The organism is Desulfitobacterium metallireducens DSM 15288, assembly GCF_000231405.2.
Classification (GTDB): Bacteria; Bacillota; Desulfitobacteriia; order Desulfitobacteriales; family Desulfitobacteriaceae; genus Desulfitobacterium_A; species Desulfitobacterium_A metallireducens.
In genome coordinates this window covers 877,793-901,294 of sequence record NZ_CP007032.1, presented here as the reverse complement: position 1 = coordinate 901,294, position 23,502 = coordinate 877,793, and the positions used below count along the sequence as shown (strand labels likewise).

The following is a 23,502-nucleotide window of genomic DNA, read 5'->3' as shown; positions in this document are numbered from 1 at the left end:
ACCTTCTTCCTATCGATGCTTAATGTTGAAAATGTCTCCGATGGGTGAATACCATAATCAGATTCAAACGATTAGCAACCTCAAGCACTTCTTCATCTCGAATTGAACCTCCAGGCTGAACAACTGCACGCACGCCAGCTTTAGCCGCTTCTTCCAAAGAATCAGGGAACGGGAAAAATGCATCAGAAGCAAGATAGGCGCCTTTTGCTTTATCTCCAGCTTGTTCCATCGAAATTTTAACAGACCCTACTCGGTTCATCTGTCCAGCTCCAACTCCTAGGGTTTGGCCATTTTTAGTGAGCACAATGGCATTAGACTTAACATGCTTAACAACTTGCCATGCAAATTCAAGCTCACGTAAATCTTCAGCTGTCGGTTTTTGCTCGGTAACGACTTCCCATTCTGTGGAAGGAGTAGTGCCAAGATCTTCTTCCTGAACAAGAAATCCTCCTTGGATCGTGCGTATTTTCCAGCCTTTTTCTGAAGTGTGTTGGCCCCCTCTTCGTCCAATAATGATTAAACGGAGATTCTTTTTATCTTTAAAAATCTCTCTCGCCTCTGGGCTGAATTCCGGAGCCAAAATAACTTCGAAGAAACGTTCATGAATGAGTTGCGCACATTCTGCATCTACAACGCGGTTAAAGGCAATAATTCCACCAAAAGCAGACACCGGATCTGCTTCAAGAGCCCGTTCATACGCTTCTAACGGAGTTTTTCCAAGTGCAGCCCCACAGGGGTTGGTATGTTTAATAATAACGCAAGCGGGCTCCTTGAACTCCTGTGCAAGAGACCAAGCTGCTTCCATGTCAACCCAATTGTTATAGGAAAGTTCTTTACCCTGAAGCTGTACTCCGCCAGCTAAAGTGCCTTCAGAATTTGAATTACGATAAAAGGCCGCGTTTTGTTGTGGATTTTCCCCATAACGCAAATCTTGGGCTTTCTCTGCAGTGAGTCGCAAGGTTTCCGGGAAAACGCTGGTCGCACCCGCTTCTTGAGCCTGTTGTTTTTCCAGATAATCCGCGATTGCTTTATCATAATCTGCTGTATGAGCAAAGGCTTCTGCGGCAAGTTGCTTGCGCAGTGCATAAGAAATCTCGCCTTCTTGACGCAAAGTTTCCAGAATTTCCGTATAACGCTTCGGATTAACGACAATCGCAACCCGTTCCTGATTTTTGGCTGCAGCGCGAACCATCGTCGGCCCGCCGATATCGATATTTTCAATCGCATCTTCGAAAGTCACATCAGGTTTTGCAATCGTTTCGCGGAAAGGATAAAGGTTTACAACCACCAAATCCACGAGACCAATCCCATTTTCATCTAATTGTTTGCGATGCTCTGCTGTATCTCGTGCAAGAATCCCTGCATGAACCATAGGATGGAGGGTCTTCACCCGACCATCAAGTATCTCAGGAAATCCCGTTATTTCGGTTACATAACGCACAGGGATACCCGCTTCATTTAAAGTTTTAAATGTACCACCGGTCGAAATAATCTCATAACCTAGTTCAGCTAGCCCTTTTCCTAATTCAAGAATTCCCGTTTTATCGGAAACACTAATTACTACGCGTTTCATTCTATCCTTCCTCCGTTTTAATTATTATCTATTTTCAACTTCATATACTACCCTATTTAATTTGACCGGTTGTCACCAGCCGAACCGCTTCCGGATAGAGTTTATGTTCGACCTTCAAGATTCTTTCGGTCAACGTTTCTTCCGTATCTCCTGGTTCGACGGGAACCGCTTCTTGCAAAATAATGGGTCCGCTATCTAAGCCTTCATCCACAAAATGAACGGTACACCCCGCAACTTTTACACCATACTCAATAGCTTGTCGTTGTGCATGAAGCCCTGGGAAGGAGGGTAATAGTGAAGGATGGATATTTAAGACAGGACAATTTAGAGCACTTAAAAAATCAGAGCTTAGTACCCGCATAAATCCAGCGAGAACTAAGAGTTCCACCTGACTTTCTTTCAGCCAGTCCAAAATAGCCTGTTCTTGCTCCCCCCGTGTGGAATAATCCTTTAACGGGAAGGCACGCTGAGGAATATTAGCTTTTTCAGCTCGCTTCAAGGCCAGTGCCTCAGCATGATCTGAACCCACTGCGACAAACTCAGCGGGAAACTTACCCTCCTGCCAGGCTTCGATTAACGCCTGGAGATTGCTCCCCCGACCTGAAGCTAAAACTCCGATCCTCACACGTATTCGACCCCTTTCCCACGGGTCACTTCCCCAATCACATAGCTCATTTCTCCTAAACTTTGAAGTTCATCTTGGACAGCCTTAACCTCATCAGGATGAACAATTAAAACAAAGCCAATTCCCATATTGAACGTCCGACGCATTTCCGCAGCTTCAATTTCACCCAAACGTTGAATAAGGGTAAATAAGGCGGGAACCTCCCAAGAAGAAATTGAAATTCGCAAGCCAAGTCCCTCGGGGAGCACTCGGGGGATGTTTTCCGTCAAGCCGCCCCCAGTAATATGAGCCATTCCGAGAATCTGATGTTTGGAAAGCAGTTGTAAAACGGTCTTTACATAAATACGAGTTGGACGCAAGAGCGCCTCACCTAGGGGTTCCCCTAGCTCTGGAAAAACGGTATCCATCGCATAAGGAGCAAAAATCTTACGCACGAGCGAATAGCCGTTACTGTGAAAACCGGAAGAAGGAAGTCCGATCAAAACATCCTCTTCCTGAATCTTCGAACCATCAATCAAGTCTTCTCGGTTAACTGCGCCCACGGAGAAACCAGCCACATCATACTCTTCTTCAGGATAAAATCCTGGCATTTCAGCGGTTTCCCCACCGACCAAGGCACATCCAGCCAATTCGCACCCTTTAGCAACCCCGGTCACAATATTAGCCACACGCTCAGGATCAAGTTTGCCAACAGCCAAATAATCAAGAAAGAATAAAGGTTCTGCGCCTTGCACCAAAATATCATTAACACACATGGCGACCGCATCCTGTCCAATGGTGTCATGTTTGTCCATCTGAAAAGCAAGTCTTAATTTCGTACCGACACCATCCGTCCCAGAAACCAAAACGGGATTGGAGAATTTCTTAAGGTCGAGAGCGAACAGCCCTCCAAACCCGCCTAAACCCCCTAAAACCTCTGGACGCATCGTTCGTTTAACGGCTGGTTTCATTAACTCCACAGCAGTACTGCCTGCCTCAATATCTACCCCTGAATCGCGGTAGGTATAACCCATTGCTATTCCCTCCTTGAAGATTTAAATTCTCTTAGTAGATTTCTAAATTAAGTTTGCCGCTCCTCTCGGAGGGAACGGAGGCTGGATAATCTCCACTAAAACACGCTAAGCAAACAGATCTTCCTCCAAGAGCTCGGATCAACCCCTCGGGAGTTAGATAATGCAAAGAATCTGCTCCGATAAATTCTCTAATTCCTTCATTATCGAGCTGGGCGGCGATTAGTTTTTCCCGCTCTGCTGTATCAATTCCGTAATAACAAGGATAAGTCACTGGGGGAGAACTGATCAAGAGATGGACTTCAGTAGCACCCGCTTTGCGAACCAAATCTACAAGCCTTGAACTCGTGGTTCCACGGACAATCGAGTCGTCAATCATGATGACCCTTTTTCCCTTTAGAACGCCTGCATTTGCATTTAATTTCAGACGAACGGCTACTTCCCTCATTTCCTGAGTAGGTTGGATAAAGGTCCGACCGACATAACGATTTTTCAGAAGTCCCTGTGCAAACGGAATCCCTGATTCTTCAGAATACCCCAGCGCTGCCGACATCCCTGAATCTGGAACTGGAATGACGATATCTGCATCAATTGGACACTCCCGCGCTAATTCGATACCCATCTGTCTCCGGCTTTCTGTGACATTAATCTGATCAATCGTGCTGTCCGGTCGGGCGAAATAGATATATTCAAACGCACACCCTGCAAACTTTTGAGCAGGCAGTCCTTGACGAGCATGCAAGCCCTCTTCATCAATCGTAATGATTTCACCCGGTTTTACATCACGGACAAACTCAGCCCCAATCGTATCTAAAGCACAACTTTCTGAAGCAATGCAATACCTTCCACCCACTTGTCCAATACAAAGGGGACGTAATCCATACGGATCCCGTACGCCAATCAGTTTATCTTCAGCAGTGATCACTAAAGCATAGGCGCCTTGCAGGTCAAGCATGGTTTTAACTAGAGCATCTTCTAAATTAGTCCGACGATATCGAGCAATCATCTTAACGATAACTTCGCTGTCAATGGTTGTCTGAAAAACAACGCCATCCTTTCCCAGCTCTTCGCGCAATTCAAGTGCATTGGTCAAATTACCATTATGGGCTAAGGCCATCATCCCTTGTTGGTAATGAACAACGAGTGGCTGAGCATTTGAAAGCAAACTTGAACCGGTTGTCGAATAACGGACATGACCGATTGCTATTTTCCCTGTCAACTTCAAAAGCTGATGCACTGTAAAAACTTCAGAGACGAGTCCCATCCCTTTATGCCCATCGATTTTACGACCATCAGACACGGCAATTCCAGCACTTTCCTGCCCACGGTGTTGCAATGCATATAGTGCATAATATGTGAGACGGGCTACTTCCAATTCAGGTGCATAGATTCCGAAAACTCCACACTCTTCCTTCGGTTTGTCATCTCCCGGTTCCCGCACAACAAATCCTCCTTAATCCCTTTTCCTTATTTCTTAAGCTTGGACGAGAACCCCACTCACACGGCGATAAACTTCGATGTACGCTTCTTCGACTTGACCCAAATCACGACGAAAGCGGTCTTTATCGAGTTTCTCTTTCGTATCTTTATCCCAGAAGCGGCAGGTATCTGGAGAAATTTCATCACCGAGAAGAATTTTTCCATCCGCGACACCAAATTCGAGTTTGAAATCCACCAACAAAATCCCCGCTTGATCCATGATCTTTTGAAGCACTTCATTAATTTTAAGGCCTAGTGTTTGAACTTCCTTTAATTCCTCAATATTAGCCCAGCCCATCGCCAATGCATGAGACTCATTTACAAATGGGTCTCCCAACGCGTCATCTTTATAATAAAGTTCAACAACAGGACGAGAAAGGACCACTCCTTCATCAGTACCCAAGCGTTTAGCTAAACTTCCCGCAGTAATGTTGCGGACAACAACTTCTAAAGGCAACATTTTAAGCTTCTTTACAAGCATCTCACGATCATTTAATAACTCAATAAAATGTGTAGGTACGCCGACCTTTTCCAATTCTTTAAATAAGAGAGTAGAAAGTTTATTATTGATAACCCCTTTATCCTCGATTTGACCTTTTTTCTCGCCATTAAATGCAGTGGCGTCATCCTTGTATTCAACGAGATATTGATCGGCTTGATCTGTGATAAAAACCTTTTTAGCTTTTCCCTCATATAACATTTCGCGTTTTTCCATCGTTAATAATCTCCCTTCAAAATTAGAGTTTACATTTAGTTTGCTTTAACTAGTTTGGGTCGTGTAGCTTCTCCCACATCCGTTCACTCAGCGCTCCAGGGCTGGCACACTTGCTTCTGTTGCAGCTTCGCCAAACCTCTGGGTAATACCTGAAGTGAACCAAGTGGCTACGCTATGCTACAGAAGCGTCGTGCGACATTGCGCCCCTCCGCGAAATCGTTCACTCCTGTGTGAGAAGCTACGCTATCTTGTCTTTTATCTTGGAATACTTCGAAGCAAGTTACGATTACAGTAAGCAAGGACTCTTCGCGAGCAGTTACCAAGCTTGGGTAGAACTGCTCCTTACGTTTGCGGGACGAGTCACGTGCCGAAACACTTCACTGGAGTGTTTCGCTCGCCGACCGTGAACCATGGATGGCGAATTGGGAGGGTATCACGCAGCTTTCATCCAGCAGTTATACCCTTAGCTTGGTCTGCGAACGTACGTCCGAGTGTCTGTAACGCAACTTTGCTTGTAAGAATCTCTAATGTTTTACAGCAACCCTACGCGCTTAAAAATAGTGTCCACATGTTTCGTATGATAAGAGTAATCAAACAGCTCATCGATTTCTTGTTGTGTTAGGTATTTCTCGATCTCTGGATCATTAGAAACCAAGTTTTTAAAGGGTTCTTTCGTTTCCCAAGCTTTCATAGCATTGCGTTGCACCCAAGCGTATGCCGTTTCCCTGCTCATACCTTTGCCGACAAGTGAGAGCATAACGCGTTGGGAGAAAATGAGACCGACAACTTTGTCGACATTGGCTTGCATTTGTTCAGGGAATACACGCAATCCTTCAATCAACTTTGTCATCTTCTGAAGCATATAATCAAGTGCAATCGTACTATCGGGGAGGATCACCCGTTCGGCTGAAGAGTGGGAAATGTCCCGTTCATGCCAAAGGGCAACATTTTCAAGCGCGGTCTGCGCATTTCCGCGGATAACCCGTGCCAGTCCACATATACGCTCAGCGGTAATCGGATTTTTCTTATGGGGCATTGCCGAAGATCCTTTTTGACCTTTAGCAAAAGCCTCTTCTACCTCATGGACGTCAGTCCTTTGCAGGTTTCTAATTTCGGTTGCCATTTTATCAAGAGTAGCCGCAACTCCAGCTAAGGTCGTCATATAAAAAGCATGCCGATCGCGTTGTAAAATTTGTGTGGATATCGGGGCTGGATTTAAGTCAAGTGATTTACAAACCCATTCTTCCACTGCGGGTTCGATGTTAGCAAACGTACCGACCGCACCAGATATTTTGCCCACCCGAATCTCTTCCCGAGCAAACTCCAGACGTTTCTTTTGCCGTTTTATTTCCTCATACCAGAGTGCAAATTTAAGTCCCATCGTGATCGGTTCTGCATGAATACCATGCGTCCGTCCCATCATTAACGTGTCCTTATGTTCTAAAGCCCGTTTGCCAATAGCTTCTTCAAGCTTGTCCATTTTCTGAAGTAAAATATCGGTTGCTTCAACCATTTGCAAGGAAAGTGCAGTATCTAAAACATCAGAAGACGTCAGCCCAAGATGGACGTGTTTTGACTCTTCTCCAATGTTCTCTGCCATATTGGTCAAGAAAGCAAGGACATCATGATGTGTTACTTCTTCAATTTCCTGCACTCTTTCCCACGAAAAAGCAGCTTTTTCACGGATAACCTCAACTGCTTCCAACGGAATCTTTCCTAATTGCGCCCAACCTTCACAAGCCGCAATTTCGATTTTCTTCCAGAGCTCAAGGCGATGTTCATCTGTCCAAATTTGGCCCATTTCAGGGAGTGTATAGCGTTCAATCACGTGTTAAAGCCCCTTCTTTTTTCGTTTTCTTTATCATTACCCTAAAGATTAACTTTCACGCTTTATTTTATTTTTTCTTGGATGGCTTGATCTTTAGTTTCAATTTCTGCGGCCATTTTTTGGCGATACGCTTTGAGTTCTTCTTTCAAGTGAGAATCGGTTTGAGCTAAAATTTGAATGGCCAGCAATCCTGCATTTTTACCTGCGTTAATGCCAACGGTTGCTACAGGTATTCCGGGTGGCATTTGCACAATGGCGTAGAGAGCATCAACACCATCGAGAGCCCCACTTTTAATAGGAAGTCCGATGACCGGAAGTGTCGTAGCTGCTGCTACAACTCCAGGTAAATGAGCTGCCATGCCTGCTCCCGCGATCAGCACTTGTCCTCCTTGTGCTTCAAATGCATTAACCCAGTTTAAAGTTCTCTCTAATGTTCGGTGAGCTGAGGAAACTTTAACTTCAAAAGAAACATTAAATTCCTTAAGTACTTTAATGGTTGCCTCAAGAACATTGAAATCTGAATCGCTACCCATTACAACACCAACCGAGTTCATAACATCACTCCTTCAATGTTTAAGATAATTTAGATAAATAAGAAAGCCCAGACATATAATTCCACAGTGCTTTTGAAAAAATGACTTTTTCAAAAAAGAGTGAGTGAAACTATCCGCCTGGGCTTTTATCCCTTCGGTGTAACCCTATAACAAATAAACGCAGCTTCAAGCTAAGCACTGAAACTATGGTTATAATGCTTATTAGGATTCTGCGCCGCTAGGTCAAAAATCTTCCTGCCCTAGGCGCACTTTCGCTCATAGTCAGGCCATTTACGGTAGCCCGGTAGAAACTTGCAGACCCTATCTCCGCGATTATATGAACGGTTATGAAATTATGGTGTGACAACTTTCCTGAGTTCATTCTATCCTAGAACAAGTTAAAGGTCAACGAAAACATCGAACATTTATTAACTATTTAAAAATATCGTTCGGTAAGTTCGAGGATCAGCCAAAGCCTGTAACTTTATAAACCCTTGTTCAGCGGGCAAAACTCGTCGTGTATAGAGGGTAACCCGCTTGTTTGGATAAGAATATATTATCTTATCTTTATATAAGTGGAGTGTTTACAATGGCCGATAAATTTCCATTTTCAGGAAAAATCTATAAGACAAATTCACCTATAAATTATGTGTTGCAAAAAGGAGTAACGAATACCCATTTATTAGTGATCATATTTTCAGGGTTTAATTCCCCTGAGGATAAAATTCAGCATTCTTATAATTATATGAGAGTACTAAGCCCGATAGATTGTCATAAGCTTTTTATTTTAGATAGTTATGGTCCAAGAGGCTGTTATTATCTCGGACAAAATATGAGCTTTGAAGTTGAGACTTCAGTATTATCCCTTATTACCTCTATTGTCCGAAGGTTAAATGTGGATTGGCAAAATATCGTTGCGGTAGGTTCCTCGAAAGGAGGAAGTGCCGCTTTATATTTTGGTTTAAAGTATAACTTTGGATATATCATAGCCGGTGCCCCACAAGTGCTCCTCGCCGATTATATTAATAAAACCACGGTGGAAACAGCGCGTTTTATTCTCGGAGAAGATAACCCCAAAGAAAATTCCATCCATCTAAATGAAATTATTTTTAAACAACTTGATAAAATCGTCGATACCGAAATCTATCTATTATCGAGTGAAAACGATTGGCAATATCAAATCCATGTAAAACCCTTATTAGATGAAATGGATAAGCATAACGTAAAATATCATATAAAAATTGACAATGCAATGAAGAGTCATGGTGATATTGCGACCTATTTCCCTAACTTTTTACTGAATTTATTATCTGATTTCACATCTTCATTCAATTAGAGTCTCCCTATAGAGTCGCCCTGAATTTTTAAAAATTACTAAACGGTAAATTTGCTAATGGTATTTTGAAGCTCTTGAGCCAAAGTGGCTAAACTTTGAGATGCCGAATCAATTTGCTCCATTGATGCCGCTTGTTCCTGTACTCCAGCCGATACGACTTGGGCGTGGGAAGATGTTTCCTTACTCAACTTATCAATCTTTTCAGCGGAAGTTAATATCTGTTGACTGCCACTGGCTATTTGCTGAATCGTAGACGATATTTCTTCAACTTGTGCTGAAACATTTTCTATCATTTGAGCAATTTCACGGAATGACCGTCCAGCTACATTAACAACTTCAATCCCATCTGCTACGTTTTTGACCTCTGTTTCCATCGCCGTCACTGCTAAATCAATATTACTATTATTTTGATTGATGAGAGCCGAAATTTGCGTCGTAGCTTCACGGGATTGTTCTGCCAATTTTCGAACTTCCTCAGCTACAACCGCAAACCCTCTACCATGCTCACCCGCTCTAGCAGCTTCAATGGCTGCATTGAGTGCTAATAGATTGGTCTGGTCTGCAATTTCCGTTATGAATTGAACAATATTACTAATCTTTTCAGAACTGGATGAAAGCTCCGTTATTCGGTGTTGAACGTTTTCCGTTCCTCCGCTAATACTATTCATTTGTTCGACAACTCTATCTAAAGCTTTTTGTCCATCTTGAGTTGTCGCTAACGTATTTGTCATAGATTCAGCAATCTCACTACTACTGGCGGCTGTTTCCTGGGTTCCCGCAGATATTTGTTGTATAGCAGACGAAGTTTCATCGATAGCTCCTGCTTCTTTTTCAGTTCCCTTTGCCACCCCTTCAATAGCTTTCGCTATTTGATTTGCCGCTTGAGTGCTTTGGTCAACCATAGCAGTTAGCTCTTCAGATGAAGAGGCGACTTGTTCGGATGATTGAGCAACGTGTTTAACAAGTGCATCGAGATGTCCCTTCATTACATTGAAATGCGTTGCTAACTGACCTACCTCATCCTTACTTTTAACGATAATATCCTCAACCGTTAAATCTCCGTTTGCGATTCGTTCAACTTCTAATAACACTTGCTTAATCGAACTCGCAATCATAGTCGCCATCAAATAACCAAGGACAAGACCTAGTAGTACGGCAACAGTAGATAAGGTCATAATTATTTTATTCGCCACTGCATTTTCTGCATCATTTTGGGTATTGACCTCGTCCGCATGAGTTGCATTGAAATCTGCAAGCTCTTGCAACGTAGTATTTATGGCGTCAAGATGAGTTTGAGCATTGTTCGTGAAATAATCATAAGCCCCTTTAGTTTCACCTTGATTTGCCATATCCATAGCTTTTTGTCGTTCCGTTTTATATGTTTCTAATTCTTTTTCTAACTTAGGCAATATTTCTTTTTCAGAAGGGTCCGTCGCTAATTTCAAATAGGAATTATAACTCTTGTCAAAATTGTCTGACCTCGTTTTTATCTCGTTTTGTTGTTGCTGTTGAGTGTTCTTATCTTGTGCCAAAAGATAATGAAAGAATGCTGACTCACCCGCTCCATCCTGTGCCCTTGCATCATTTATGTACTTTATTGACATTAATGAATTTGAATACATATCAGCCATTTCAGTGTTTGCTTTGGAAATATAATAATAACCCACAAATCCAACTACTCCTGTAAATAAACCCATGAGTATAACAAGGGATAAAATCTTTGTCCTAATCTTCCAGTTTCTAAACCCATTCATTAAGAGTTCACTTCTTTCTTATTTTCTAAAGCAATACAACCTTTTCAAGAAAAAGCTTGACCAACTCTGGGTCAAACTGACTTCCCGCATTTCTTTTCAATTCTCCTATTGCCTCCTTTTTAGGTAAAGCCCTTCGATAGCTTCGGTCGTGCGTCATCGCATCATAGGTATCCGCAATTGCACTAATCCGGGCATATAGTGAAATTTCCTCACCTTTTAAACCCTTAGGATAGCCTTGACCATCCCAACATTCGTGATGAGCTAAGACATTCGCGGCTATACCTTCCATGTTATTGAACTTACTGATAATCCGATAACCAATCTGCGGATGACGTTTAATCTCACTCCATTCCTCTTCTGTCAGTTTTCCTGACTTATTGAGAACTTTTTCATAAAGGATATTATCAATCGCCAAGATTGTTTTCTCCCGCATACTTGAACTCTCATAGAGCCTTTCCTCACACATATAATATTGCCCTTTCCATTATTTTCTTATTGCGTAGTATAATCGTATATTTGTAGTATAGTTGTATAATAGAAACAAGAATAATTATCGTTTAAAATTAAGTTCTGTAACGAATTAGTTCTATATAGAACTTTACTTTTAGTATATCACTTTAAAATATGTTTTTTTCCCCAAAAATATATACATTCATCCAAATTTACTCAATAACCGACAAGAAGTGATTTTAAAATGAATCAACATGATAATTTTGTTAACTTTCAAGACATATCTGAGTTTTATAATCTAATGAGGCAAATCACTAGACATATTGAAATCTTCAGAGATAATTTAGCAAAAAAATTCAATTTATCTGGAGCTCAATTATACTTACTTTATACTCTTTCGCTTAAAGAAAAATGTAACTATTCAGAACTTTCTAAGCAAAGTGGGTTAGCTAAAAATACGGTTTCAATCTTAGTTAAATCCCTACTCAAAGAAAATTTATTAGAACAAATTTCGGAACCAAGGGACGGGAGGATAACCCTATTAACTTTAAGTATAAAGGGGAAGGAACTCGTACAGAAGATGGTTTTAGAAGCAATCGTAACTCGTTCTGAACAACTAGAATCACTATCGAAAAGACTGTATTCTCCTAAGAGTGAAGATGTTTTATCTAAACTCCGGGATATACTTGATTTCTGGGGAACGTAAATATTCTTTTCTAACTCTCTTCTCTTTTCCCTAGAACTGAGATCGCAAGATCTATGGTGCCATTTCTTAACTGAAAATGTCTGGCACAAAGACTGACTTTACCATTTCCATTAAAATCACCAACCAAAGGTTGCATATCATCCCCTGCTGACCACGGACTAAACGTTCGATCTAGCGGGATAAAATCATATCCTGTACTTCTCGCGACTCGCCATTCTCCACGGGCACCATTTACGATAAGAAGATCATCCAAACCATCGCCATCAACGTCTCCGACTAATAGTTCCCACTGAGATCCAGGGTACCAATCCGTCCTCTGTGTCCAAGACTGTAAGCTAGGAAGATTGCTGCGCGTAAACTTTCGTCCATCACTCAACGCAATTCGCCATTCTCCGTATTGACGACTCCAAATGATAAGATCATCTTTCCCATCTCCGTTAAAATCACCTACAGAAGCAGTCCAAGAACGACCCACTCCCCATAAGTTGATCCAAGACTGTTGAGAAGGAATAAAACCTTGTCCGTTACTTAAAGCAACGTGCCACTCCCCCTTTTGGCAATCCCAGAGGATGACGTCATCTTGACCATCCCCATCGAAATCTCCAACGAGTGGCTTCCACTGCTTCCCTATTCCCCAATGCTTTAACCAAAGGTTATCCCCGTTCCCGCGATCAGGGTAGAATTGTGTTCCATGACTTAAAGCGACCTGCCAATTTCCGTTTACAGGATTCCAAAGGACCACATCATCGAAACCATCCCCATTGAAATCTCCAACAAGAGGAACTAAATGTTTTTCTTTCCCCCAATTCGCGAGAAGAAGTTGGGTCGAACTCCCTGCACAATGCCGATTCAAAACAGATTGAATATCAAAGGTTGTTCCATACCAGTTTCCCGTACTCTCTTCTCTAATGATCAATTCTGCCTTTCCGTCATTGTTGATATCCCCGGTCAAAACAATATTTTCACTTCCTGAGAAAAAATCAGTTTTCCTTAGCGAGGGAACAAAAGAGAGTTGATCTAATAACGACATAAATGTAAATCCTTGTGCTTTAAACCCTCGAATGAGTTTCTTTAGGTAGGAGTTATCATCATAATCAATGGAGGTTACTCCATTAGATTGAGAGATTTGGATAAAAGGAAGCTCCCGGAAAGGATGGTAATAAAAAGCGGCCAACTGATCTGGAGAATAACCCTCCGCTTCGTTACAAATTCGCTTAATATCCGAATCAAAATCAGGGCCTTGTAAATAACTAAGAGGGGTAGGAACATACACTACACCGCGATAAAAGGGGTAATCATTGTCCTGCAAAAATACCGTCTTTGACGCTTTCTGAGGATGATCCTCAAACAAAATCCCACTCCAACTTTCGATTATGCTTCTCTGGCTAGGTGAAGCATAATAATGAGGGGTAGACATCCAGTCAACCATAATTCCGGCCTTGGCAAATAAATCAAGACCTTTTCTCATTCGTGAGGAAGCGTAAGAATTCTCAAAGTCTTCCTTGTTTAAACACGCTTCTTTCGGATCGTCAGGGGGACAATTTGCAGGAAGTCTCGGATGATAAAACTCATGCCCTACTGCACTTATGGACTCATCATATTGATGAGTATAGCCATGCATGCCGATGGACCCACCCTGCCGTTGTAGATATTTTATCATCCTGTTAAAGGAAAGAATAAAAGGATCAGAGTCATCCCCGATCGATTTGTCATAGCCGATCGAAGGATTGATATAGCGAGGGATGACGGATACATGGAAAGGGACATTCTCAGAATGTAAATAGTCTGCTATTGCCTGAAGTTTAAGGAGACTTTCCGCTGTACCAAAGGGCCCGCCTGGGCCAACATCTTCTAAACGAAGGATGGCTCTTCTCATCGACTTCCCCCTCTTTCTAGTATAGAGGTCACATTATCCTTCTAAATTGTCACCTGGGTCTTATAATCTTCTGTGAAAGCAATTATAGAGCATTCGTCTTGAGCTAATATTTGATTAACAGTCGTTTTCCAGGAATGATCCTCGTTATTTGATCTTCTGACATAGACATAATTATAGCGATCTGCCGCATAAATTTTATAACCCTTTGCTCGACATTTTTTCATAAAACGAGATATCTCACCAAGAGAGATAGGATCAAAACTCACCTTTTTAAACACGTCTTTCTTGACGATAAAAGAACCCGCGAGAAAATGGGTATATTGATTCTCCTTACCTGGAAATCGTATCACCAGAGCCTTCATGCTTTCTAAATAGGCGTAATGCGTTAATTTACCAACAATATCGGCCTGCGTATAATTAAAGGCATGCATTAAATCCGTTAAAAAACACGGCCCGTAATAATCGTCATCATCAAACTTGGCGATATAGTTATGGGACGTTTTTTTTACAGCGTAATTTAAACATTCACCTAAGGAGGTCTGCTCTGATAATTGATATACCTGTAAATTGGGATACTGCTCTATTTTTTCTTGCCACTCATTAATATCGATTTCATCATTATTAAGAATAACAATAAGCTCTTTCGTTCCCCACTCTTGTTTCGCGTAATTTTCAAGGATGTTTTCCACAAAAAAAGGCCTTTGGGTACAAACAATCACGGAAACTCCTTCTTGTTCCCTTTCTGTTTTGAAACCAGTTTTCTCAAGGATCGTATCAAATCGGTGCTTATATAGATGCTTAAGATGAATTTCTCTTAAACCCTTTAGACTTAGCCTTCGCGCATATTCAGGGTTATTTAAGAGAGCTGCCAATTGCTCTTTTGTATCGTTTTCGGAAAAGCCCATTGGGATAATCCCCGGAAACATTTCCTCAATCGCTTGCGAATAGGAACTTACAACTACAGTACCAGAAGCAAGAATTTCGAATACTCTTCTCGAGAACATGGTAGGACTATCCTTGACTGAATTGACATTTAAAAAAATTTTATATAGTTTATAGGCCTTAACCATTTCTTGATAATCAAGGGAGCCTACAATATATTTTGTATATTCATCAGGGAATTTAAAAAAAGGAACTTTTAAGGAATAATTCCGGTCATAGATATCCAATCCTAAGTCTTTTGCCGCATTAAGCATCGTTTTCATATCTTTATTCCGTTCTGGGAACTTATCTCCATACCAAGCCCCGGCAAAGGCAATATTTCTTTTCTCTTGAGGATTAACTTCAACAGGGTTATGCAATTGGGGTTGAGCTGCAAAAGGCAATAGATAAACACGATTATGACCGAGATCCTGTTGATAGCGAGAGATACAATTTTCATCGGTAGTAAAGATATAGTCAAATAGCTGAGCAATTTCAATAAAACGTTCATAATCAGCCGGATCATCTTTCCCCCAGTAAACTGTAGGTAGACTTTTTTCATGGCAGTACTTTACGACCTTGAAAAGCTCATATTTATTAAAGTGGTTTCTCCACGTCCGGTTCAGTCCATCCCAGACGGATTCAACTAGTAAAAAATCATACTTTTTTTCATCAATTTGTTGTTTCCACGTCCCAAAATTGAGTTGAACTAGCGAACATTCATATTTAAAACACTCATAACTAAAATTATCTAAAATGCAGGCCACTTTAATATCGGGTCTACTACTCGTTCGAGAAGGAGCGCCTTGCACATAACTTTCTTGATGTGATCTTTGCATTTTCTGTATTTTGATCTCGTTAATCATAACCCTTCCAGGGCCTTCTACCCTGATACAGAAAGTAACCTTTTCAATCGAAGGTTCAAATGTAATGAGTTTCATTTCATTTAATGGGACAAAATACACGGTTTCTTTTTTGTTTTTTGAATAGGCAAGAACGGCTAGAGACGCTTGACATTTTCCTTGCATTTCTCCTGAAAATGTAAATGCATATTCTTTATCCTTTAATAGATCTAATTGAGTCGTCGTGGGTATTCGATAAAAGCTATACGGTCTCGTTTTATAGTAAAGATAACAATGCTCACGATCCGCTAATTCACTATTCACGATAAGGGTTTCCTCTGTTTTGATGGAAACGGATGTCCCTTTGATTGCTTCCCAATATCTCAAATCAAGAAATTGCTGATTCTTTGATCGTTCACTATCCTCCATTCATTTTTCACCCCTTCATATTTCAGATTATGGTTTGATAATTTTCATTCCGGGGAAATCAGGAAAGATATTACGGGTGTCAATGACGATTAGGGGCTTTGCCATGAGGGATTCGAGCTGTTCCCGTACATAAATAATCCCCTCTTGATGCGCCGTAATCAGTAAACAATCCGCATGAAGGAGACACTCTTGGAGGGAAGCGACCTGATAAGAATGCATGATGGGAACCATTGGATCATACGCTTGGACCTTAGCTCCCTCTTTGACTAACTGGGCAGCAATTTCTAAAGCGGGACTATTTCGACAATCTGCACAATAATCTTTCATCGCAAGTCCTATTAAAGCAATTGTCGAGTGAGCAAGAACTTTCTCTTCTTGTTGAAGTGATTCTCTAACCCTTTCTACAATTTTGTTAGGTCGTCCTATATTGAGTTTTCGAGCTGTATCCATTAGAATCAATTGGCTTTCATTTTCAATCGCATTTTGCAAATAACCAAAGGCATTGGGTAGACAATAGCCCCCCACTCCAGGGCCAGGCTGTAATAATTTCACTCTCGGGTGAGTGTTCGCTAAAGAAATAAGCTCATAAATGTTAATATTAAGAGCGTGAGCTACTTCGCTAATTTCATTAATCAGGGCAATATTAACATCCCGATGAATATTTTGAATCACTTTGACCATTTCAGCTGTCTTAAGTGTAGAAGCTTTAAAAATTGGAGCTTTCGATATTGATCTTAAAAAGGCCTCGGCTTTGATTAAACTCTCATTATCGTTAGCAGCTAAGATCATTGGGTTTTGATTTAGTTCCTCAAAGGCTCGGGTCTCCATTAAGGTCTCCGGACAATACGCTAAATTGATCTTAATATCGAGGGATTGTACCTTGTTTACTATAAGTTGGTCGAGAGTTCCGGGAATAAGTGTTGTACGAAAGAGCAATAAATCGCCGGGAACAAGTACGGGCGTGATCGTCTCTAACACCGAAATGAGTGGTGAAGTATCTTGAACCCCATTTTCTTTTTCGACGATTCCGACAGCAATTACAAAAATAGAAGGTTTGTCATTCGTGCGTAAAAAATCTGGAGTGACCCTGAACCTTTTCTTTTTTATCAAGCTTAGCGCCAGTTGGGAAATATGCTGTTCTTGATAATACTCTTCAATTTTTACTGTACCGTTTTGAATCTCGGTAATGACGTCAGGATTTTTATCAATTCCTATAACCTCATAATCCTGCATGGCAATCCATGTTGCCATTGGTAAACCGATATGTCCAAGCCCAAATACATAGACGTTCAATGAAAATACCTCCTGTGCTCCTTTGAAGTCTCCACTTCTTTTTCCAGGAGAAATCCTTTACCTCTGTCATTGTATGAGAGCCCTTAATCGTTGGTTAAACTAAGACAACAGAAAAAAGGTTATGACCTTCACCTTAAGTGAGATCATAACCTTTCAAAATTTCATAATAGCTCATGAGTTTGTAGGTACCGTAAAATGGACCTCAAACGATGACCCGTTTACACTGGATTGAATCTGGAGCTTTGCGTTATGCCTTTCAATTATACTATTACAAACAACCAATCCCAAGCCGGTTCCCTTTTCTTTCGTTGTGAAAAAGGGCGTGCCCATTTTATCCAATACTTCCTGCTCTATTCCCGAACCTTCATCCGCTATAAGGAGAATGACTTCATTACCATCTTGATATATCTTTAAGGTCAAGCAACCTCCCTCTGCCATAGCTTCTATTCCGTTTCGTGCAAGATTCAAAACGAGTTGAGTTATTTCCTGTTCATTCAGTAAGATATCAGGAACTTTTCTAAAGTCAGTTGATAACTGCATATTATTATAGATCACATCTGCTTCAATCAGTGGCAAAATCGAAGTAATAACATTTTCAATATTTCCCCTCTTCATGATCGTTTCTTTATTCCGACTCATCGATAAGAATTCAGCAATTATAGAATTCGCTCTGTTAATTTCACTGATCATAATATTATAATATTCAACATTTTCGGGGTCAGGTTGTTTATTTTTTATCAATTGGAGAAAACCTTTGATCGTTGTGAGTGGATTTCGTACTTCATGGGCAACTGTGGCCGCCATTTTATCGATTAGATTTAAACGTTCTAATTTCTCTACCGTTTCTAGTGATTCTTTCAACTTCATTGTCTGTTCTTCAACGATATCATTAAGATTATGTTTATAAATATAATCTCTTTCCATCATTTTCGATAGGATAATCGAAAGGAAGATTGCTAAAATAACAACGAGTGTTCCATTGATATAACGCTCTTGAAGAAGGAGAATGTTCTTTTGAGTCTTTCCCACATAAATCATAAACGCAACGTAAGACTGTAGGTAGATCAAAATCGAGTATTTTGGTCTTTGGTAGAAAGTTATAGCAATAACCAGACAAGTCATTATGTAAATCGTGATTTCGCCATGGATGAACTGATCCGTCCACCCTGACATAAAAGCACTTAGGTTTATTATAAAAATAATAAAACTATAAACATACAATAACGGAAAAAAATGATGATCATTCAATACTTTTTTGAATACAAAATAAATCAAAATAAAAAATAAAGCGCCAAATTCAAGCACAATATGGTTATAGAATAACAAAACGAAACCTGGAGTAATCGTCCAAAGACCTTTTTCTTTATTAAGGTAATCAATCAAGAAAGAGGCTATCGTAAATAAAACCAAAACAATAGAAATATTATTAACGCGTCGACAATTAATAATATTTAATCTATTCCAAGCCATTGCCTCGTACTTTTTTAATAACTCTTGATCAATATCAAAATTCACTTTAGATATTCCATGAAACAAACGATTCGCTCCTCACTCTGATTAACAATCACTCACTTTAACTTAACATTATGTATTCGCGAAAATACAACTTTTCCCTTCTTCATTTTAGTCAAATACGGCAAAAAGTCCCTAAGTGTTAAAGAAGCCAGAACTATAAAAGTCCAGCCATTCTTGTAATCGATAAAGTTTGTCAATGCATCAAGAGGATGTCACGAGTTGCTTCGTAACACCCTCTTCTAATGCTCCATCATTAATCCCGGATGAATTCCCTGCAGTAACTGTTCCATCCGTTTTAAAAGCAGGTTTCAGTTTAGCAAGTGATTAATGCAAACTTACGATCCCCATAGCGCCCTCAATCTCGAGCCATTTCAGAAAAAGAGCCTTTTTTAAGATGATCCGAATAACCTTATCACCTTCTTTAACTTTCAGTCTTGGCGAAGAGTAGATTTTAATCTTTTCGACCTGAATGACATTGTATCGAGTCATCTTCTCAGGACTGGGCTCACCCAAATAAATTCTCGGCACGTAACTACCTGTTACGCGATCACCTGAGCAAGCTCAGCCGCCAGCTGCAGGTTCAAGTTCTAGATTGATAACAACTGCACCTGACTTAGATTCTATATATTGGATTGCATCTTTATCAATTGCAAACATTACGCCTCCAAAGTTCCCCCCAAAGATGATTCATTCGAGTTATTTAACATAATTAAATAGGCTTGCCACATCATTTAGCAAAACACCTTCGAATAGGGTAATTTCTTCTTGTGTCAGCTCGCTAGAATCTTGGTAAAAATCATCAACAATCATTTTACCCGTTTCTTGGAGCAATCCGTTAAGCCCATTCCGTCGATATGCGGGTAACAATATACCATCAAATACGTGCATATCTTCTTGTTTATAATCAAAGACAGAACACCAAGACTTGAGAAAGTCTTGTTCATTCATACTTGTTTTGGTCAAAATCTCTTCTTTATAGTTTGTAACCGCAATAAGGAGCGCGGATAAGTATACCTTTAACATTGTACGGATAATAGTTCGGATCTGCTTCTTTTCCATTGTTTTATTTAATATTCTCTGTTTGAATAGTTCTCCATCATCCTTGCCTTCTGAAACGAGTAAAGTGGTAACAAAGTCTTCAGCGGCAAGCCCTGCGGCAAGCCAAAGTTTACGTTGGGCGTCATTAACTGCTTTTCTTATCGCGCGATGATAAAACTTTTGCACATTTTTACGTAGAGCCTTTTTATAATGGCTCATCGGAAAACCCAGTAAATTCCGTAAGAAATTTTTCATACTAAACCTACCTCATTTCCTTTGAGCCTTGGAGGCCATAAGCTCAAAGAATTCCTTTTTCCTTTGCTTCATCAAAAAGTTGAGTTCGAAAATCAGGATGGGCAATACCAATTAATTCTGCTGCTCTTTGACGGAGGTTTTTACCCCGTAAGTTTGCAATCCCATATTCTGTAACAATATACTGAACATCATTCCTTGAAGTTGTCACAGCTGCTCCACGGTCAAGTTCACAGGAAATCCGTGAAATCTTACCATGGGATGCCGTAGAAGGCAAGGCGATGATTGAAATTCCATTTTTAGAACGGCTTGCCCCTCGAACAAAGTCAAGTTGACCACCGACACCACTAAATTGACGCGATCCAATCATTTCAGCATTGACCTGACCCATGAGATCAACTTGAAGAGCTGAGTTAATCCCTACAACATTATCATTTTGACCTACGATAAAAGGATCATTGACATAGTCAACGGGATACAGCTCGACGTCTGGGTTATTGTCAACAAAGTCATATAATTTTCGTGTTCCCATGAGGAACGTCGCAATGAATTTTCCGGGATGAACCTTTTTCCTTTTATTTGTAACAACACCTGCTTCAGCTAAAGCTACTACCCCATCAGAAAACATTTCAGAGTGAATTCCTAAATCTTTTTTATCGTTTAAGAACAATAATACAGCATCAGGTATTGCCCCGATTCCTAATTGAAGGGTTGCTCCATCCTGAACCAAACTCGCCACGTTTTCACCGATTGCTTTTTCAATGTCGCCAATCTTCGGCGGTTGAAGTTCAATCAATGCTCCATCTTGCTCGACAATAAAGTCAATTTCATCGAGATGAATTCTGGATCCGCCTGTTCTCGGCATATTACGATTCATCTGAGCCAGCACTATTTTAGCAGATTCTGCAACGGATTGAGTATAATCGCAAGAAATACCATAGCTACAATACCCATCCTCATCCGGTGGTGTAACTTGAATAAACGCTACATCAACAGTTAGGATTCCATCCTTAAATAACCGCGGTATTTCGGAGAAGAAACACGGTGTATAATCGGCCCGTTTCTCTTCGAGTGCTTTGCGCGTCGGTCCTCCCATGAAGAGCCCATTATGATGGAAATTCGCAGCATATTCAGGCTGTGAATATTTCCCAGGTCCCATAGCAACCATATGAACAATTTCTACATCTTGAAGCTCTGACCCACGGTTTACTAAAGCTTCTACTAAGGCTTCAGGTTCACCGCAGGCATGCCCAAAAACAACTCGGTCACCGGACTTAACATTTTTGACAGCCTGATCAGCTGTTACAATCTTATTTTGATATTTATCTCTCCAATTATTCATGCAAAATTCCTCACTCTTATTACTATACCGCTTAGCACAATTTGACGAGCATCCACTAAGATAGATGGCGAGATCTGCATCCGATTGATTGAAATTCACAAGATAGCCCATTTCAGATAGTTTTTCTTGGGCATTTCGCGCTATTTTGCCTCGATCGATTTGAGGATTGCATCCTCAGCAAAAATCAATACCGACTCGCCTAGGCCCCATATTTTTTACGCCGTCCGTTATGCAATAATTCTAAAGCCTCTTCGATTAACGCCTCACTAACACCCCCAAGTGCTTCAACGCCTTTGATTTCCGGACATTCTGCTTTGATCGTTGTTTCCACAAATTCTGACAAAGTATCTTGGAAACCGGGGCATGTAGAACATGCCCCGATTAACCTTACTTTTACGAACCCGTCAGAAGAAACTTCAATCAATTCAATATCGCCTTTATGCTCTTGGAGCGCAGGACGTATTTTTCGTTCGATGATTGACTGAATAACTTCCATATTTTCTCCTTTAAATGAGTTACTCGATTACTTTGTCTCAATTCTAGCAATGGCTTTTGCGAGTTCCTTTTTCTGTGCCAAATTACCTTGACGTGAAATCATGATGCGTTGTGCTTGAGGTGAACCTGCGCCATGCATCGACTCTGTCAGATAACCTACTGCAGCCGTTCCTAAAGTAAGGTTTTCAATCAAGCGTAGGATGCGCATCCGATCTTCCGTTGGAACTGAAGAGACACCCACGAAATATTTCTCAACAACCTTACCGATTTCAGGATTACGCAAATCTTTTTCAGACGGCATCGTAACCATTAAGCCTCCGGCGATATCTTGAGCTAGGCGAGCAATTTCATAAGGGAGACGTGTTACGTTTTGCTTACAAACATTGGCCAGCAACATATTGATCAGATAATTTCCGGATGCTGTTTTATTTCCTTCTGCAGAACAAGCAATACCACAAGCATATAGAGTTTCATTCAAGTGCATCATTTCGATGAGCTTGTCCTTGATATGAGTAGCTTTAGCTACTCCGTTAAAATCTGCGGCTAATGCGGTTGCTCCGATCAAGACATCACCTACACCGACTTTACAACCACCATAGCTTTGACGATGGTATCCTGCAAACCGCTCAACCAAAGCGCCACTGAATTCATATTCGCCACACATGAAGACATTTTCCCAAGGAATAAACACATCATCAAAGACCATCAAGGCTTCATGTCCGCCGAATTGTGAGTTTCCGACATCAATGGTGCCTCCTTCTAATTTACGGGTATCGCAAGATTGACGACCATAAATATAGTAGATTCCTTCTGCATCAGCTGGCGCAACAAAGGAGACGGCATAATCAGCATCAGCTTCGCCCATGCTGATCGTTGGCATAACGAGAATCCAATGAGAATTGATCGCTCCTGTTTGATGCGCTTTAGCGCCTCGAACAACGATGCCATCTTCTCTCTTTTCTACAACATGAACATAAAGATCTGGATCCGCTTGCTGACTAGGAGCTAAGCCACGGTCGCCCTTTGGATCGGTCATAGCGCCGTCAACAGTCCAGTCTTCTTCTTGCATTTGGAGTAAGAACTTATTGAACCGCTCATGATAATTTGTTCCAAGCTTTTGATCCATTTCGAAGGTCACGCTGTCACAAGCATTGATTGCGTCCATACCTACACACCGTTGGAAACAAGCTGCGGTCTTTTGCCCCAAGAGGCGTTGCATTTTTACTTTTTTCACAAGATCATCGGTACTTTGATGCAAATGGCAGAAACGGTTGACTTTTTTACCGGTAAGATGAGAAGTTGCGGTCATCAACTCTTGATACTCTGACTTCTCAGCTAAAGCATACGTCATTTTAACGGAATTCATAGAAGGTCTAATAATCGGATGATCGACAGGATTTTCTACTAATTCACCTTGAAGATAAACCTTTAAGTTCAGTTTGCGTAAACTTTCTTCATATTCAGCCGCTGTTTTCATGATTAATTTCCTC

General features: G+C 40.9%; 19 protein-coding genes, 2 pseudogenes and 1 riboswitch. Of the genes and pseudogenes, 2 read left to right on the top strand and 19 right to left on the bottom strand.

All coding sequences use genetic code 11. From position 1 onward, the window contains the following. Positions 1-19: 19 nt before the first annotated feature. The 7 genes from purH to purE form a co-directional block, all read right to left on the bottom strand. A complete protein-coding gene (gene purH, locus DESME_RS04285) occupies positions 20-1,573 on the bottom strand; it encodes a bifunctional phosphoribosylaminoimidazolecarboxamide formyltransferase/IMP cyclohydrolase (protein WP_006715085.1) in 1,554 nt (517 codons plus the stop codon). 52 nt (positions 1,574-1,625) lie between these two features. Continuing rightward, a complete protein-coding gene (gene purN / locus DESME_RS04280) occupies positions 1,626-2,198 on the bottom strand; it encodes a phosphoribosylglycinamide formyltransferase (RefSeq protein WP_006715086.1) in 573 nt (190 codons plus the stop codon). Further along, a complete protein-coding gene (gene purM / locus DESME_RS04275) occupies positions 2,195-3,211 on the bottom strand; it encodes a phosphoribosylformylglycinamidine cyclo-ligase (protein ID WP_006715087.1) in 1,017 nt (338 codons plus the stop codon). Before purM ends, purN begins: the two co-directional genes overlap by 4 nt. Positions 3,212-3,242: 31 nt before the next feature. Next, a complete protein-coding gene (purF, locus tag DESME_RS04270) occupies positions 3,243-4,649 on the bottom strand; it encodes an amidophosphoribosyltransferase (protein ID WP_006715088.1) in 1,407 nt (468 codons plus the stop codon). A gap of 33 nt (positions 4,650-4,682) precedes the next feature. Then, positions 4,683-5,402 (bottom strand): phosphoribosylaminoimidazolesuccinocarboxamide synthase, encoded by a 720-nt coding sequence (gene purC / locus DESME_RS04265; protein WP_006715089.1) that lies wholly within the window; start codon positions 5,400-5,402, stop codon positions 4,683-4,685. A 532-nt stretch (positions 5,403-5,934) separates the two neighbouring features. Continuing rightward, complete coding sequence (gene purB / locus DESME_RS04260) at positions 5,935-7,230, bottom strand: adenylosuccinate lyase (RefSeq protein WP_006715090.1); 1,296 nt, start codon at positions 7,228-7,230, stop codon at positions 5,935-5,937. Between the two features lie 62 nt (positions 7,231-7,292). Beyond that, positions 7,293-7,784, bottom strand: a complete 492-nt coding sequence (gene purE / locus DESME_RS04255; RefSeq protein WP_006715091.1) for a 5-(carboxyamino)imidazole ribonucleotide mutase — start codon at positions 7,782-7,784, stop codon at positions 7,293-7,295. Between the two features lie 238 nt (positions 7,785-8,022). Then, a riboswitch (purine riboswitch) is annotated at positions 8,023-8,124 on the bottom strand. A 180-nt stretch (positions 8,125-8,304) separates the two neighbouring features. Here purE and DESME_RS04250 point away from each other — a divergent pair. Beyond that, complete coding sequence (locus DESME_RS04250) at positions 8,305-9,099, top strand: accessory Sec system protein Asp2 (protein ID WP_156922755.1); 795 nt, start codon at positions 8,305-8,307, stop codon at positions 9,097-9,099. 38 nt (positions 9,100-9,137) lie between these two features. On the opposite strand, the gene DESME_RS04245 is transcribed toward DESME_RS04250, so the two are convergent. Both DESME_RS04245 and DESME_RS04240 read right to left on the bottom strand, forming a co-directional pair. Next, positions 9,138-10,853: a methyl-accepting chemotaxis protein gene (locus tag DESME_RS04245; RefSeq protein WP_006715093.1), complete on the bottom strand. Its 1,716-nt coding sequence runs from the start codon at positions 10,851-10,853 to the stop codon at positions 9,138-9,140. A gap of 25 nt (positions 10,854-10,878) precedes the next feature. Beyond that, positions 10,879-11,334: pseudogene (locus DESME_RS04240) on the bottom strand (HD-GYP domain-containing protein); the annotation flags it as partial. A 213-nt stretch (positions 11,335-11,547) separates the two neighbouring features. Between DESME_RS04240 and DESME_RS04235 the strand changes: the two are divergent. Next, positions 11,548-12,009 (top strand): MarR family winged helix-turn-helix transcriptional regulator, encoded by a 462-nt coding sequence (locus tag DESME_RS04235; RefSeq protein ID WP_025248655.1) that lies wholly within the window; start codon positions 11,548-11,550, stop codon positions 12,007-12,009. A 10-nt stretch (positions 12,010-12,019) separates the two neighbouring features. Here the strand turns inward: DESME_RS04235 and DESME_RS04230 are convergent, their stop codons facing one another. The 10 genes and pseudogenes from DESME_RS04230 to DESME_RS04190 all read right to left on the bottom strand — a co-directional run bounded on the left by DESME_RS04230 (position 12,020) and on the right by DESME_RS04190 (position 23,489). After that, entirely contained in the window at positions 12,020-13,885 is a 1,866-nt protein-coding gene (locus DESME_RS04230; RefSeq protein WP_006715096.1) for a DUF2334 domain-containing protein, read from the bottom strand. A gap of 41 nt (positions 13,886-13,926) precedes the next feature. Next, positions 13,927-16,077, bottom strand: a complete 2,151-nt coding sequence (locus tag DESME_RS04225; protein ID WP_006715097.1) for a glycosyltransferase family protein — start codon at positions 16,075-16,077, stop codon at positions 13,927-13,929. A gap of 27 nt (positions 16,078-16,104) precedes the next feature. Continuing rightward, a complete protein-coding gene (locus tag DESME_RS04220; RefSeq protein ID WP_006715098.1) occupies positions 16,105-17,370 on the bottom strand; it encodes a nucleotide sugar dehydrogenase in 1,266 nt (421 codons plus the stop codon). A 171-nt stretch (positions 17,371-17,541) separates the two neighbouring features. Further along, entirely contained in the window at positions 17,542-18,906 is a 1,365-nt protein-coding gene (locus DESME_RS15315; protein WP_006715099.1) for an ATP-binding protein, read from the bottom strand. 222 nt (positions 18,907-19,128) lie between these two features. After that, positions 19,129-19,206, bottom strand: a pseudogene (locus DESME_RS15580) (thiolase family protein); the annotation flags it as partial. Positions 19,207-19,209: 3 nt separating this feature from the next. Beyond that, the gene (locus DESME_RS16420) at positions 19,210-19,542 is read right to left on the bottom strand and encodes a CC/Se motif family (seleno)protein (RefSeq protein WP_331470851.1); all 333 of its coding nucleotides are present in this window, start codon (positions 19,540-19,542) and stop codon (positions 19,210-19,212) included. A gap of 39 nt (positions 19,543-19,581) precedes the next feature. After that, positions 19,582-20,178 (bottom strand): hypothetical protein, encoded by a 597-nt coding sequence (locus tag DESME_RS04205; protein WP_006715102.1) that lies wholly within the window; start codon positions 20,176-20,178, stop codon positions 19,582-19,584. A gap of 43 nt (positions 20,179-20,221) precedes the next feature. Further along, complete coding sequence (locus DESME_RS04200; RefSeq protein ID WP_006715103.1) at positions 20,222-21,517, bottom strand: acetyl-CoA hydrolase/transferase family protein; 1,296 nt, start codon at positions 21,515-21,517, stop codon at positions 20,222-20,224. 199 nt (positions 21,518-21,716) lie between these two features. Further along, the gene (locus DESME_RS04195) at positions 21,717-22,013 is read right to left on the bottom strand and encodes a NifU family protein (protein ID WP_006715104.1); all 297 of its coding nucleotides are present in this window, start codon (positions 22,011-22,013) and stop codon (positions 21,717-21,719) included. A 27-nt stretch (positions 22,014-22,040) separates the two neighbouring features. Then, the gene (locus tag DESME_RS04190) at positions 22,041-23,489 is read right to left on the bottom strand and encodes a 4-hydroxyphenylacetate 3-hydroxylase family protein (RefSeq protein ID WP_006715105.1); all 1,449 of its coding nucleotides are present in this window, start codon (positions 23,487-23,489) and stop codon (positions 22,041-22,043) included. Between the last annotated feature and the right edge of the window lie 13 nt (positions 23,490-23,502).